Origin of the sequence: Burkholderia cepacia, assembly GCF_029962485.1 — a bacterium.
Lineage (GTDB): Bacteria > Pseudomonadota > Gammaproteobacteria > Burkholderiales > Burkholderiaceae > Burkholderia.
Genome location: NZ_CP073637.1, coordinates 1,018,870 through 1,032,703, shown reverse-complemented (window position 1 = coordinate 1,032,703; position 13,834 = coordinate 1,018,870). Strand labels below are relative to the sequence as shown.

The 13,834-nt window shown below is 65.7% G+C and carries 14 protein-coding genes and 4 tRNA genes; 13 read left to right on the top strand and 5 right to left on the bottom strand.

Annotated features, from left to right (window positions below; translation table 11 throughout):
* Positions 1 to 428: 428 nt before the first annotated feature.
* Positions 429 to 1,574 carry a porin gene (locus KEC55_RS04795; RefSeq protein ID WP_282506957.1) on the top strand — a complete coding sequence of 382 codons (1,146 nt, stop codon included), beginning with the start codon at positions 429 to 431 and terminating at the stop codon, positions 1,572 to 1,574.
* A 79-nt stretch (positions 1,575 to 1,653) separates the two neighbouring features.
* Here KEC55_RS04795 and greB read toward each other — a convergent pair whose 3' ends face one another.
* The gene (gene greB / locus KEC55_RS04790; protein WP_282506956.1) at positions 1,654 to 2,217 is read right to left on the bottom strand and encodes a transcription elongation factor GreB; all 564 of its coding nucleotides are present in this window, start codon (positions 2,215 to 2,217) and stop codon (positions 1,654 to 1,656) included.
* 128 nt (positions 2,218 to 2,345) lie between these two features.
* On the opposite strand from greB, the gene KEC55_RS04785 reads away from it, so the two are divergent.
* The 3 genes from KEC55_RS04785 (at position 2,346) to KEC55_RS04775 (ending at position 2,703) form a co-directional block, all read left to right on the top strand.
* Positions 2,346 to 2,422: transfer RNA gene (locus tag KEC55_RS04785), tRNA-Arg, on the top strand.
* Positions 2,423 to 2,488: 66 nt separating this feature from the next.
* Positions 2,489 to 2,565: transfer RNA gene (locus KEC55_RS04780), tRNA-Arg, on the top strand.
* 61 nt (positions 2,566 to 2,626) lie between these two features.
* Positions 2,627 to 2,703: transfer RNA gene (locus KEC55_RS04775), tRNA-Arg, on the top strand.
* A 152-nt stretch (positions 2,704 to 2,855) separates the two neighbouring features.
* On the opposite strand, the gene KEC55_RS04770 is transcribed toward KEC55_RS04775, so the two are convergent.
* From KEC55_RS04770 to KEC55_RS04755, 4 genes are all read right to left on the bottom strand, one after another.
* Positions 2,856 to 5,222: a RelA/SpoT family protein gene (locus KEC55_RS04770; RefSeq protein ID WP_282506955.1), complete on the bottom strand. Its 2,367-nt coding sequence runs from the start codon at positions 5,220 to 5,222 to the stop codon at positions 2,856 to 2,858.
* Between the two features lie 63 nt (positions 5,223 to 5,285).
* Entirely contained in the window at positions 5,286 to 5,489 is a 204-nt protein-coding gene (gene rpoZ / locus KEC55_RS04765) for a DNA-directed RNA polymerase subunit omega (protein ID WP_006025620.1), read from the bottom strand.
* 58 nt (positions 5,490 to 5,547) lie between these two features.
* The gene (gene gmk, locus KEC55_RS04760; protein WP_176049304.1) at positions 5,548 to 6,222 is read right to left on the bottom strand and encodes a guanylate kinase; all 675 of its coding nucleotides are present in this window, start codon (positions 6,220 to 6,222) and stop codon (positions 5,548 to 5,550) included.
* Positions 6,223 to 6,228: 6 nt separating this feature from the next.
* The gene (locus KEC55_RS04755; protein WP_282506954.1) at positions 6,229 to 7,152 is read right to left on the bottom strand and encodes a YicC/YloC family endoribonuclease; all 924 of its coding nucleotides are present in this window, start codon (positions 7,150 to 7,152) and stop codon (positions 6,229 to 6,231) included.
* A gap of 172 nt (positions 7,153 to 7,324) precedes the next feature.
* On the opposite strand from KEC55_RS04755, the gene rph reads away from it, so the two are divergent.
* The 9 genes from rph (at position 7,325) to KEC55_RS04710 (ending at position 13,832) form a co-directional block, all read left to right on the top strand.
* Entirely contained in the window at positions 7,325 to 8,056 is a 732-nt protein-coding gene (gene rph, locus KEC55_RS04750; RefSeq protein ID WP_122944747.1) for a ribonuclease PH, read from the top strand.
* A gap of 1 nt (position 8,057) precedes the next feature.
* The gene (gene rdgB, locus KEC55_RS04745; protein ID WP_282506953.1) at positions 8,058 to 8,684 is read left to right on the top strand and encodes an RdgB/HAM1 family non-canonical purine NTP pyrophosphatase; all 627 of its coding nucleotides are present in this window, start codon (positions 8,058 to 8,060) and stop codon (positions 8,682 to 8,684) included.
* Between the two features lie 34 nt (positions 8,685 to 8,718).
* Positions 8,719 to 9,933, top strand: coding sequence for a radical SAM family heme chaperone HemW (gene hemW, locus KEC55_RS04740; protein ID WP_282506952.1), 1,215 nt, complete (start codon positions 8,719 to 8,721; stop codon positions 9,931 to 9,933).
* A gap of 44 nt (positions 9,934 to 9,977) precedes the next feature.
* Positions 9,978 to 10,065, top strand: a tRNA-Ser gene (locus KEC55_RS04735).
* Positions 10,066 to 10,214: 149 nt separating this feature from the next.
* On the top strand, positions 10,215 to 10,610 hold the full coding sequence (locus tag KEC55_RS04730) for a hypothetical protein (protein WP_282506951.1): 396 nt from the start codon (positions 10,215 to 10,217) through the stop codon (positions 10,608 to 10,610).
* Between the two features lie 206 nt (positions 10,611 to 10,816).
* Complete coding sequence (locus tag KEC55_RS04725) at positions 10,817 to 11,110, top strand: hypothetical protein (protein WP_282506950.1); 294 nt, start codon at positions 10,817 to 10,819, stop codon at positions 11,108 to 11,110.
* A 333-nt stretch (positions 11,111 to 11,443) separates the two neighbouring features.
* Complete coding sequence (locus KEC55_RS04720; RefSeq protein ID WP_282506949.1) at positions 11,444 to 11,935, top strand: energy transducer TonB family protein; 492 nt, start codon at positions 11,444 to 11,446, stop codon at positions 11,933 to 11,935.
* A gap of 302 nt (positions 11,936 to 12,237) precedes the next feature.
* Complete coding sequence (locus tag KEC55_RS04715; RefSeq protein ID WP_176049312.1) at positions 12,238 to 13,548, top strand: MFS transporter; 1,311 nt, start codon at positions 12,238 to 12,240, stop codon at positions 13,546 to 13,548.
* A gap of 104 nt (positions 13,549 to 13,652) precedes the next feature.
* Complete coding sequence (locus KEC55_RS04710; RefSeq protein ID WP_282506948.1) at positions 13,653 to 13,832, top strand: hypothetical protein; 180 nt, start codon at positions 13,653 to 13,655, stop codon at positions 13,830 to 13,832.
* Positions 13,833 to 13,834 lie beyond the last annotated feature (2 nt).

The window sequence follows — 13,834 nt, the reverse complement described above, 5'->3', positions numbered from 1 at the left end:
TCCGTCAACGAAAAAGTCTGCTTCGGAAAGCAGAGATCGCAGTATAACGAGAGATCAACCTTTCATTAGCCATGCTCCACACAAACCTCTATTGCCGATGTGTCAATAATCGCGCTATGAGCTCCCCCGCCGGCTGCTGATTGCCTGTCGCGATCGCGCAACGCCCGATACGTAGTCCTGAACGCCATTTTCCTTCGCTGCACTGCCGCAAACCCTTGATGGACAATCGTTTGCGCGCGTCGACCGATCTTTGCGGATTTCAAAATACATTATTGCTTAAAGCGCGCCGCTCCCCCACTTCCTGCGCTCCGTACACTGCAGATGGCTTTCTGACAAGCGTACCGCCGCTCTGCCGGTCACGGCGTCAAGCAAAACAGCCCGGCCCGGCAGCAGGTTCGATCGACATCATCCTGTTTGGAGACAGATCCATGAAAAAAACTCTGATCGTCACCGCGTTGTCGGGTGTATTCGTTACCGCCGCACACGCGCAAAGCAGCGTGACGCTATACGGCCTGATCGACGCAGGCATCACCTATACGAACAATCAGGGCGGTCACAGCGCCTGGCAGGAAACGAGCGGTTCGGTCAACGGCAGCCGGTGGGGCTTGCGCGGCACCGAAGATCTCGGCGGCGGCCTGAAAGCGATCTTCACGCTGGAAAATGGTTTCGGCATCAATAACGGCGCGCTGAAGCAGAACGGTCGCGAATTCGGCCGGCAAGCGTTCGTCGGTCTCGCGCACAACAGCTACGGTTCGCTCACACTCGGTCGGCAGTACGACAGCGTCGTCGACTACCTCGGGCCGCTGTCGCTGACCGGTACGCAATACGGCGGCACGCAGTTCGCCCACCCGTTCGACAACGACAATCTGAACAATTCGTTCCGGATCAACAACTCGGTCAAGTATCAGAGCGCGAACTACGGCGGCCTCAAGTTCGGCGCGTTGTACGGGTTCTCGAACTCGACGGCGTTCGCGAACAACCGCGCGTATAGCGGCGGCGTGTCGTACAGCTACCTGGGCTTCAACTTCGCCGCGGCCTACTTGCAGTTGAACAGCGACGTGAACGCGCTCGCACAAGCCGCATCGGATCCGGGCGCGGTGACCGGCGACTGGACCTTCGCGTCGCGCGTGCAGCGCACCTGGGGCGCGGGCCTGAATTACGGCTTCGGCCCCGCCACGGTCGGCTTCGTGTTCACGCAGACGCGCCTGACCGGCATCCGCGCGATCAGCGCGGGGCAGTCCGGCGTGTCCGGCGGCATCACGGGCCTTGGCGGAACCGCGCGCTTCAGCAACTATGAAGTCAACGGCCGCTACGCGCTGACGCCGGCGCTGTCGCTCGCCGGCTCGTACACGTACACGCAGGGCCGTCTGGCCGGCGACAAGCCGACCTGGCACCAGTTCAACCTGCAGGCCGACTATGCGCTGTCGAAGCGCACCGACGTCTATCTGCAGGGTGAATTCCAGAAGGTCAACAACGACGGCCTCGACCTCGGCGCCAACATCAACGGGCTCGGCGCCGCATCGTCGACCAACAAGCAGATCGCGGTCACGGCCGGCATGCGCCATCGCTTCTGAGCGATACGCGCCGCAAGCCGGATGACGAAGCGCCCCGCCGGGGCGCTTTTTCATTGCCGCGCCGCGCGCGGGCCGATGCTCAGGCGGTGCCCCGCGCCGGATAGCGGACGTCGAGTATGTCGATCGGCTGCGGGCCGGCCGGCGTCATCAGCGTGACGGTATCGCCGATCTTCGCCTTGATCAGCGCACGCGCGACCGGGGAAATCCAGCTGACGCAGCCGTGGTCGAGATCGACCTCGTCGATCCCGACGATCGTGATCGTGTGATCCACGCCGTCCGGCGTCTCGTAATCGACCGTTGCGCCGAAGAACACCTGGTCGACGTTCTCCTGCCGGCTCGCGTCGACGACTTCGGCGAGATCGAGCCGCTTCGTCAGGAAGCGGATACGGCGGTCGATCTCTCGCAGCCGCCGCTTGCCGTAGATGTAGTCGCCGTTCTCCGACCGGTCGCCGTTCGACGCGGCCCACGACACGAGCCGCACGACCTCGGGGCGCTCGACGTCGATCAGGCTCAACAGCTCGTCTCTCAGCCGCTTGTGGCCAGCCGGCGTGATGTAGTTCTTCGCGCCCGCCGGGATCGCGGGTTGAGCCTGGTCGAGATCGTCGTCGTCACCGTCCGACTCTTTGACAAACGCCTTGTTCATGATGCAGATTCAACATGGATGACTGATCCTCCAAGGGTACACGAAGGGCCACCGCCCGGGCCATGCAACCTAATTCGCGAATAAGGCTTCCCTTTTTATACAACCCTGCTATAATTTCGCTTCTGCGTGCGGCTGTAGCTCAGTTGGATAGAGTACTTGGCTACGAACCAAGGGGTCGTGGGTTCGAATCCTGCCAGCCGCGCCACTTTTTCGAGGGCCTTCCCAACCGAAGGCCCTTTCAGTTCAAAGCAGTAGAAGTTTTGTTTTGCGTGCGGCTGTAGCTCAGTTGGATAGAGTACTTGGCTACGAACCAAGGGGTCGTGGGTTCGAATCCTGCCAGCCGCGCCACTTTTTTGGGGGCCTTCCCATCGCAGAAGGTTCCGACAGTTGAAGCAGTACCGTTTTGCGTGCGGCTGTAGCTCAGTTGGATAGAGTACTTGGCTACGAACCAAGGGGTCGTGGGTTCGAATCCTGCCAGCCGCGCCACCTTAAAAGGGCTTTCCTCCGGGAAAGCCCTTTTTCTTTTCCGCATCCCCTCTTCTCTCGCTCGCGCCATCGCGGGTTCGTGCCGCGGCACTCGTGAAAACGGCGGCCATTGGCCGCCGTCAGTCGATCGAGCACCCGCGCGCCGAGCCGCGTCAGTAATCCTGCCGTTCGCGCTCGATACGCATGCCGCCGTCGTGACGCGCATGCGCACCGTCGTCGGTCGAGCGCTCGCGCATGATCCGCATCACATCCGGGTTGGTTCGCACGCGCCGCATCACGTTCGCGAGATGCACGCGGTCGCTGACCTGGATCACGAAGCGCAGCACCGTCGATTCGTGCGTCAGATCCTCGTCCATCGCGATATGCACGATGTTCGCGTCGGCCGACGTGATGTCCGCCGCGACACGCGCGAAGATGCCCTTGGTGTTCTTCACGAGCGCCTTCACCGCGACATCGAACAGGCGGCCCGGCTGCGGCGCCCATTCGACATCGATCCAGCGGCCCGGGTCGCGGCGATGAATCCGCTGCGCGACGCGGCAATCGGTCGTATGAATCGCCATCCCCAGGCCGATGCCGATGTAACCCATGATTGCATCGCCCGGAATCGGCCGGCAGCATGCCGACAACTGCACGGACATCCCTTCGGTGCCGGTAATCACGACCGGCGGCGCATGATGCGCGGGATGCCGTTCGGACTTCGGCAGGTCGTCGTCCGCGTCGCGGCCGCTCATCAGCACCTCGATGCGCTTGGCCATCACCGCGGCAACGCGGCGGCCGAGGCCGATGTCCGCGAAAATTTCCTGGCGACTCTTGTTGCCCGTCCACTGCACGAGCTTCTCCCACACTTCCGGCTCGACGTCGGCCAGCGCGAGACCGTAGCCCTTCAGGCTCTGGTCGACGAGCCGCTCGCCCAGCTGCACCGACTCGTTCAGGCGCATCGTCTTCAGGTAGTGGCGGATCGCCGAACGCGCCTTGCCGGTACGCACGAAACCGAGCCATGCGGGATTCGGCTTCGAATACGGCGCGGTGATCACTTCGACGATGTCGCCGCTCTTCAGCTCGGTGCGCAGCGGCAGCAATTCGTTGTTGATCTTCACGGCCACGCACTGGTTGCCGAGATCACTGTGGATCGAATACGCGAAATCGAGTGCCGTCGCGCCGCGCGGCAGCGCCATGATCTTCGACTTCGGCGTGAACACGTAGACCGCGTCGGGGAACAGGTCGATCTTCACGTGCTCGAGGAATTCGCTCGAATCGCCGGCTTCGCTCTGGATGTCGAGCAGCGACTTCAGCCACTGGTGCGCGCGCTTCTGCACGTCGCTGAGATCCGCGCTGCCGTTCTTGTACAGCCAGTGTGCGGCGACCCCTGCCTCGGCGATCTCGTGCATCTTGCGCGTGCGCACCTGGAACTCGATCGGCGCGCCGAACGGGCCGACGAGCGTCGTGTGCAGCGACTGATAGCCGTTGATCTTCGGGATCGCGATGTAGTCCTTGAACTTGCCGGGCACGGGCTTGTACAGCGCGTGCAGCGCGCCGATGCACGTGTAGCAGTCGAGCGGGCTATCAACGACGACGCGGAAACCGTACACGTCGAGCACCTGCGAGAACGACAACTGCTTGTCGCGCATCTTGCGGTACACGCTGTAGATGGTTTTCTCGCGGCCGGTGATCTCGGCGTCGATCTTCGCGTCGGTCATCGCGCGCTGTGCCGCCTCGAGGATCTTGCTGATCACTTCGCGGCGATTGCCGCGCGCGGCCCTCACGGCCTTCTCGAGCGTCGCGTAGCGATGCGGGTTGAAGTTCGCGAAGCTCATGTCCTGCAGCTCGCGATACGTGTTGTTCAACCCGAGCCGGTGCGCGATCGGCGCGTAGATGTCGAGCGTTTCGCGCGCGACGCGACGACGCTTTTCCATCGGCACCGCGCCGAGCGTGCGCATGTTGTGCAGGCGGTCGGCAAGCTTGACAAGAATGACGCGCACGTCGCGCGCCATCGCGAGCAGCATCTTGCGGAAGTTTTCCGCCTGCGCTTCCTCGCGGCTGCGGAACTCCATCTTGTCGAGCTTCGACAGGCCGTCGACCAACTCGGCGACCTTCGGGCCGAACCGTTCGGCCAGCTCGCTCTTGGTCACGCCCTGGTCTTCCATCACGTCGTGCAGAAGCGCCGCCATGACGGCCTGCGCGTCGAGCTTCCAGCCGGCGCAGATTTCCGCGACGGCGACGGGATGGGTGATGTAGGGTTCGCCGCTCTGGCGATATTGACCGAGGTGGGCTTCGTCGCTGAAGTGGAACGCCGCCTTGACCTCTTTGATTTCTTCCGGAGGAAGATACTCGGCAAGCACGGTCGTCAGTTTCGCGATCGAAACGACGCCGTGCTTGCGAGGCTGCTCCGGAGTGGCGGTCGGCCCGAACAGATGCCGGAAGGACTGTTCGAGGACCGCGTCGATGTACTGGCGCGCAGGCGACTGGGCCGTGGCTTCGGTGGTCGAATCCGCGGAGGCGGACGATGGGGTGGTGCTCATATTCGCCTCCAGGTCGGGTCGTTGCGCGCGTGGATTACATGGCTGGAACGGGCCGGATGCGCGTTACACCGGCACCTTCTTCAGCATCTCGACGCCGACCTGGCCGGCAGCGATTTCGCGCAGCGCGACGACGGTCGGCTTGTCGCGGCTTTCGATCTTCGGCGTATGGCCTTGCGCGAGCTGCCGCGCGCGGTAGGTGGCGGCGAGCGCCAGTTCGAAGCGGTTCGGGATTTGCTTCAGGCAGTCTTCGACGGTAATGCGAGCCATGGTGGTAATTCCTTCTGAATATAGTCCTTATTCTACCTTATGTCCCTCGGCCCCCGCGTCATTCCGCGTGGGGCAGATGGATGCCGAGCTCGATGAACAGCTCCGTGTGTCGCGCGTACTGCGAAGCAAAGCGCAGGCGCGTCGCGGCGACGATGCATTCGAGCTCCGCGAGCGCACGCTCGAAATTCTCGTTGATCACCACGTATTCCGCTTCCGACGCGTGCGCGATCTCGCTGCCGGCAGCCAGCAGGCGGCGCGTGATCACGTTCGGTTCGTCCTGGCCGCGCTTCTTCAGACGCTCCTCGAGCGCATCGAGCGACGGCGGCAGGATGAAGATGCCGACCGCATTGCGGAACTGCTTCTTCACCTGCAGTGCGCCCTGCCAGTCGATCTCGAGCAGCACGTCATGGCCGCTCTTCATCTGCTCTTCGATCCAGACGCGCGACGTGCCGTAGTAGTTGCCGTGCACTTCCGCGCTCTCGAGGAATTCGTGCGCCGCATGACGCGTGCGGAAATCCTCGACGGTCGTGAAGTGATAGTGCTGGCCGTCCTGTTCGCCCGGGCGCGGCTTGCGCGTCGTGTACGAGATCGACAGGCAGATGTCGCTGTCCTTCGACAGCAACGCGTTCACGAGCGTCGACTTGCCGGCGCCCGACGGCGCAATGACCATGAACAGGTTGCCGGGATAGACGCCCGCGTGAAGCGTATGCGCGTCGTGAGTGGGGTGGATCATCTTGCGTTACTCCAGGTTTTGCACTTGCTCGCGCATCTGCTCGATCAACAGCTTGAGCGCCATCGATGCGTCGGCCAGCTCCTTCGCCGCCGCCTTCGAGCCGAGCGTGTTTGCTTCTCGATTCAGTTCCTGCATCATGAAGTCGAGACGCTTGCCGACGCGGCCGCCCTTCTCGATGACATGGCGCGTTTCGTTCAGGTGCGCGGTGAGACGCGACAGCTCTTCCGCGATGTCGATCCGGATCCCGTACATCGTCACTTCCTGACGAATGCGTTCCGCGGCTTCCTCGCGCGTGACGATCGGCGCGCTGCCCTCGGGCGCCGCGATGCCGAGCGCTTCCTGCAGCCGTTCGACGATCTTCTGCTGATGCTTCGCGATCAGCTCGGGCACGAGCGGCGTGATGCGCGCGACGATCGCTTCCATCTCGGTGACGTTCGACAGCAGCATCGTCGCCAGCTGCGCGCCTTCGCGCGAACGCACGACGACGAGCTCGCCGATCGCTTCCTTGCCGCACGCGAGCACCGCGTCGCGGATCGCTTCCGCCGACACGCCGCTCTCGGCGATCACGCCGGGCCAGCGCAGGATCTCGCCCGCGCGCAGGCGGCCGACGCCCGGGAACGAATCGAGCACCGAGCGCTCGAGCTCGGCGAGCTGGCCGAGCGCCGACTGGTTCAGCGCGCCCGCGCCGATGCTCTGTTCGCCGCGCTGCAGGTTGATGCGAATGTCGACCTTGCCGCGCGACAGCTTGTTCATCAGCATTTCGCGCAGCGCGGGTTCGCACGCGCGCACGTCGTCCGGCATCCGGAAATTGAGGTCGAGGAAGCGCGAGTTCACGGTGCGCAGTTCGACCGACACGCTGGTGCCGCCGTTGCCGGTGGCCGTCGCGAGTTCGCGCGTCGCGCTCGCGTAGCCCGTCATGCTGTAGATCATGGTTCGTCTCGCCGTCTGGGTGCCCTCGCGGGCGGGGATATGTCGAGGCGCCCGGCGCATCGTAAAGCGCGGGGCGGGAAGCGCGCATTATCCCATTTTGCGGACCACCCCGCCGGGCAAGCCCGCCGTTCGGCGCTAAAATCGGGGTTTCCTCTCCTTCCGCGATTTCCCCATGACGTCTTCCGTTTCCCGCCCGAGCGGCCGCCGCGCCGACGAACTGCGCAAGGTCGCCCTCACGCGCCACTACACGAAACACGCCGAAGGCTCGGTGCTGGTCGAATTCGGCGACACCAAGGTGCTCTGCACCGCGAGCGTCTCCGAACGCGTGCCCGACTTCCTGCGCGACCGCGGGCAAGGCTGGCTGACGGCCGAATACGGGATGCTGCCGCGCGCGACGCACACGCGCAGCGACCGTGAAGCCGCGCGCGGCAAGCAGACGGGCCGCACGCAGGAAATTCAGCGCCTGATCGGCCGCGCGCTGCGCGCGGTGTTCGATCTCGAGGCGCTCGGCCCGCGCACGATCCACATCGACTGCGACGTGATCCAGGCCGACGGCGGCACGCGCACCGCGAGCATCACCGGCGCCTTCGTCGCCGCGCACGACGCCGTGTCGAAGCTGATCGCGGCCGGCAAGCTCACGCGCTCGCCGATCACCGACCACGTCGCCGCGATCTCGGTCGGCGTGTACGAAGGCGCGCCGGTGCTCGACCTCGACTACGCGGAAGATTCGCAGTGCGATACCGACATGAACGTCGTGATGACGGGTGCCGGCGGTTTCGTCGAAGTCCAGGGCACGGCCGAAGGCGTGCCGTTCTCGCGCGCCGAGATGAACGCGCTGCTCGACCTCGCGCAGGGCGGGATCGCCGAGCTCGTGCAGCTTCAGAAAGACGTGCTGGGCGCCTGACATGCCGGGCGACCACACCATCGCGCCGCTGTCGCGCATCGTTCTCGCGTCGAACAACGCCGGCAAGCTGCGCGAATTCACCGCGCTGTTCTCGACGGTCGGCATCGAGATCGTCCCGCAGGGCGAGCTCGCGGTGCCCGAAGCGGAAGAGCCGTTCGGCACGTTCATCGAGAACGCGCTGACGAAGGCGCGCCACGCGTCGCGGCTCACCGGACTGCCGGCGATTGCCGACGATTCGGGCCTGTGCGTGCGCGTGCTGCGCGGCGCGCCGGGCGTCTACTCGGCGCGTTATGCACAGCGCGCGGGCCGCGACAAGGGCGACGCCGCGAACAACGCGTATCTCGTCGAGCAGTTGCGCGGCGTCGACGACCGGCGCGCATACTATTGCTGCGTGCTCGCGCTCGTGCGCCACGTGGACGATCCCGAACCGCTGTTCGCCGAAGGGCGCTGGACCGGGGAAATCGTCGACACGCCGCGCGGCAAGCATGGATTCGGCTACGACCCGTATTTCTACCTGCCGGCGCTCGGCGCGACGGCCGCGGAACTCGATCCGGCCGTGAAGAACACGCACAGCCATCGCGCGCTGGCGCTCAAGGCGCTGCTGGCGCGGCTCGCGGAGGAAGCATGAGCGTGCCCGATACCCGTTCGCTGCAGGGGGTTGCATGAGTCAGGCCGCGGAAACCGGCGCGCGTGTCGTCGCGACCTTCACGTCGCCCGGCCAGGTGCGACTCACGTCGCTGCCGCCGCTCGCGCTGTACGTGCATTTCCCGTGGTGCGTGCGCAAGTGCCCGTACTGCGATTTCAACTCGCACGAATGGAAAGGCGAACGGTTTCCGGAAACCGAGTACCTCGATGCGCTGCGCGCCGACCTCGAGCAGGCGCTGCCGCTCGTCTGGGGGCGGCAGGTGCATACCGTGTTCATCGGCGGCGGCACGCCGAGCCTGCTGTCGGCGGCCGGCCTCGACCGGATGCTCTCCGACGTGCGCGCGCTGCTGCCGCTCGACGCCGATGCCGAGATTACGCTCGAGGCGAATCCGGGCACGTTCGAAGCCGCGAAGTTCGCGCAGTTCCGTGCGAGCGGCGTGAACCGCCTGTCGGTCGGCATCCAGAGCTTCAACGAAGCGCACCTGAAGGCGCTCGGCCGGATTCACGACACGGCGCAAGCACGCGCGGCCGTCGAGATCGCCGCAAAGAACTTCGACAACTTCAACCTCGACCTGATGTTCGCGCTGCCGAACCAGACGCTCGACGAATGCCGCACCGACATCGAGACCGCGCTGTCGTTCGCGCCGCCGCACCTGTCGCTGTACCACCTGACGCTCGAGCCGAATACGATGTTCGCGAAGTTCCCGCCCGTCGTCCCCGACGACGACGCGTCGGCCGACATGCAGGAGTGGATCCATGCGCGCACGGCCGAGGCCGGCTACGGGCGCTATGAAGTGTCCGCGTATGCGAAGCCGAATCATCAGTGCAAGCACAACCTGAACTACTGGCGCTTCGGCGACTATCTCGGGATCGGCGCGGGCGCACACACGAAGCTGTCGTTCCCGAACCGGATCCTGCGGCAGGCACGCTACAAGCATCCGGCGACCTTCATCGAGCAGGCAAAGGCCGGCACGGCCGTACAGGAAGAGCGTGAAGTCGGTGCGCGCGACCTGCCGTTCGAGTTCATGCTGAACACGCTGCGGCTCGTCGAGGGCTTCCCGGTGCACAGCTTCGCCGAACGCACGGGCCTGCCGATGAGCACGATTGAGCCGGCGCTGCAGGAAGCGGAGCGACGCGGGCTGATCGCGCGCGATTTCGCGCAGATCGCGCCGACGCCGCTCGGCCAGCGTTTCCTCAACGACCTGCAGGAATTGTTCCTGCGCGACGATTGAAGGAATGAGCGAGGCGGCATTTCGGTTACAATGCCGCCTCGTGTGGAAGCGTGGCCGAGCGGTTTAAGGCACCGGTCTTGAAAACCGGCGACGGGAAACTGTCCGTGAGTTCGAATCTCACCGCTTCCGCCAGGAAGTTCGCCAAACCCCGTCCATTCGTTGAATGACGGGGTTTTTGCTTATCGGTTTGTCCGTGCGCGCCCTACCCGCACGTCCCGACGCGTCGCGCCGGATGCCGTTACAATCCCGCGCTCCGATTCGCGAAACGGGAAACCCACGTCATGAAGCCCCTCATCGTCTCGTCGCTCGTCGCCCTGCTGGCTGCCGTCAGCACGCATGCGGCCGCCGACACCGCATCCGGCAGCGGCACACCGGCATCGTGCGCGATCGCAACCGTCAGCGGCGTCGGCGGTTCGCCGCGCGGCCTGAGCGAATACCTCGCGAGCCCGTCGCCCTACAACTACCTGAAGGACAACGACCTCCAGTGCAAGGTGGGCGACGACGGACGCACGTCGAACTGCACCGGCGTGACCTACCTGCGCAACGAACAGGTCAGCGTGTACGACGATTCCGATCCGGCGACGCTCACCGTCGTCGCGCGCGTGGAACTCGATCATGGCCAGAAATACCCGGTGATCATCGTGGTGCAACGCAAGGACGCGCGCTGCAAACAATGATGCAGCGCCGCGCGCGAAGCCGTCGCGCTCGCGTCGGTACTTCGCGCGGCAGCTGAGCCGCGGCCACGGGCTCACCCCATCACCGTGCCGGAAGCCTCCCGGCCGGTCGCTCGATCACCTAGAATTCGATCAACACGGCGACACGACCGCCGCCGCGTACTCGATGCCGCACGCGCCAACCCTGCGCGCGGCACACGGAGATCGCCATGACCGAACTGTCGAGCGCGACGGAACCCGTCGATTACGAAGGCTTCGAGATCCATGTCGTGCCGGCCGCCGTGCCCGGCAGCGACACGCGTCATACCTACACCGGCTACGTGTGCCATCCGGGCGCGAACCCCGCGCTGCCCGGCCACGCGGTACCGTTCCACGCGGACGGCGAGGAAAGCTTCGCGAGCGTCGATGAGGCAGTCCACGAAGCCGTGCACATCGGCAAGAGCATCATTGACGGGACGCACCCGGACCTGTCAGTGCTGTCGCTCGTCACGCACGGATTCTGAACCGGGCGGCACGCATCGCCGACGCTTGCGCGGGCGCCTGCCTCGGTGCAGCCAGCGGCAACCGACGCGCCCGGCCAAACCATCGTCACGCGCCTGCGCGCCACTCGCGTTCGTCGCCTTGCTTTCAACCTTGCAACACGCACGCCGGGATGCGCGCGTGCGGCAGCCGCGCGAGCGTGCCGTCACGTGTCACGTCACATCGCGGTACGCTGCGCACGCCGCCTCGTCATCAGCAATCGCAACGCCCTGCGTCGCGCGTTATGCGTTTGTCCCGATATCGACTCGCGTCCGTGCGCCTATCATTTTTTTATAGTCACTCCCGGCTAGCCTCCCATGCGCCCCCTTCTCCGTTTGCGCGTCGACCGGCTGCGTGTTGCCGCGCTGGCCGTCGCCGCCCTGCTCTCGGCGTGCACGATCACGCCGCCGTCTTCACTGCATTCGATCCTGACGATTCCCTCGATCACGCGTAGCGGCAGTCTCGACCAGTATCGCGTCGAGGTCGCGCGGCGTGTCGCCGAACGCAATCCGTCCGGCATGCTGCACGGCACGCCGCAGGCGATGCTCCGATCGCTCGTGGTCGTGTCCTTCACTGTCGATGGCGGCGGCCGGCTCGTCAATGCGTCCGTCTATCGCAGCAACGGCGACAGCGAGGCGGAAGCGCTCGCCCTCGCGTCGCTGCGCCGCTCGGCGCCGCTGCCGCCGCCACCATCGCGGCTGCTCGACGGCAACGGCCGGCTCGAACTGATGGAAGGCTGGCTCTTCAACGACGACGGCCACTTCCAGTTGCAAAGCACGGCGTCCGCGCAAGCGCAATCGATCGACTGATGCGCCGCCGCCGCGCGATTGCCGGTGAGCGGCAGCGCTGGCTATAATTTTCCGCAACCGCGCGGCCATCACGCCGCGCGCGCGTTCGCGCGCCCCACCCGGCATGCGAGCCGACCACGCCGGCACCGGGCGGCGGCGACGTACCCGTCTCCATCGTCGACCGGCGGGTGACGTCCGCGCCACGGCGCGTGTCCACGCCGCCATCGCGTCATCCGCATCATCCGCTCGGCTGCACCCGGCAGGCATCCGCCTGCCCGACCGCACGCTCAGCCGACCGCCCCAACGACAAAACGGAGACATCCATGTCCGCATCCCCCCCGACCGTTGCTCACGCAACCGGTTCGGCCGGCGCCGTCAGCCACCGGCGCATCGTGTTCGCGAGCTTCATCGGCACCGCGATCGAGTTCTACGATTTCTACGTGTATGCGACGGCCGCCGCGCTCGTCATCGGCCCCGTGTTCTTCCCGCACGGCTCCGCGACCGCGCAGGCGCTGTCCGCGTTCGTCACGTTCGGCATCGCATTCATTGCCCGCCCGATCGGCTCGTTCCTGTTCGGGCACTTCGGCGACCGCATCGGCCGCAAGTCGACGCTCGTCGCATCGCTGCTCGTGATGGGCGTGTCGACCACCGCGATCGGCTTCGTGCCCGGCTACGACGCGATCGGCGCGCTCGCACCGGTGCTGCTGTGCGTGCTGCGCTTCGGCCAGGGGATCGGCCTCGGCGGTGAATGGGGCGGCGCGGCGCTGCTCGCGACCGAGCACGCGCCGCAGGGCAAGCGCGGCTGGTTCGGGATGTTCCCGCAACTCGGACCGTCGGTGGGCTTCCTGATGTCGAACGGCCTGTTCTTCGCGCTCGCGCTGTCGCTGTCCGACGAGCAGTTCCGCAGCTGGGGCTGGCGCATTCCGTTCCTCGTCAGCGCGGTGCTCGTCGCGCTCGGCCTGTACGTGCGGCTCAAGATCACCGAAACGCCCGCGTTCCAGGCCGCACTCGACCGTAACGAGCGCGTACGCGTGCCGGTCGCGACGCTCGTCACGCAGCACTGGCAGCCGACGCTGCTCGGCGCGCTCGCGATGGTCGTCTGCTACACGCTGTTCTATATCTCGACGGTGTTCTCGCTGTCGTACGGCGTGTCGGCGCTGCATATTCCGCGCCAGAGCTTCCTCGGGCTGCTGTGTTTCGCCGTCGTGTTCATGGGGCTCGCGACACCGCTTTCCGCGTGGGCGTCGGACCGCTTCGGCCGCAAGCCGGTGCTGATCGTCGGCGCGATCGCCGCGTTGCTGTCGGGTTTCGCGATGGAGCCGTTGCTCGGCAGCGGCTCGATGCCGCTCGTCGCGCTGTTCCTGACGATCGAGCTGTTCCTGATGGGTGTGACGTTCGCGCCGATGGGCGCGTTGCTGCCGGAACTGTTCCCGACCAACGTCCGCTATACGGGCGCGGGCGTGGCGTACAACCTCGGCGGGATCCTCGGCGCGTCGATCGCACCGTATATCGCGCAACTGCTGGCGGCGCGCGGCGGGCTGTCATGGGTCGGCGGATACGTGTCGGTCGCGGCGGCGATCAGCCTGATCGGCGTGCTGCTGATGCGCGAAACGCGCGACGCATCGCTCGTCTGAGCCCCCGGGGCGACCCGGGTTGTGCGGCGGCAGGCGCTGCCTATACTCGATCCTGGGCGCGCCGTTGCGTGCCCGGGGATCCCGCCCCGACAGGAGCCGCCGCCATGAATATCCGCCTCGGCAATGCCGATCTCGTCCTGATCCTCGCACTCGCGCTGGGTGGCGCGCTATTGCTCGCGCTGCGGTTCCGGCCGAAGACGTGGCGCGGCCTCGTGTTCGAGGCGCTGTTGGCAAATCTGGCGGCCATCGCCGCCGTCATCACGATCGAGGCGCTGCTGGCCTGAAC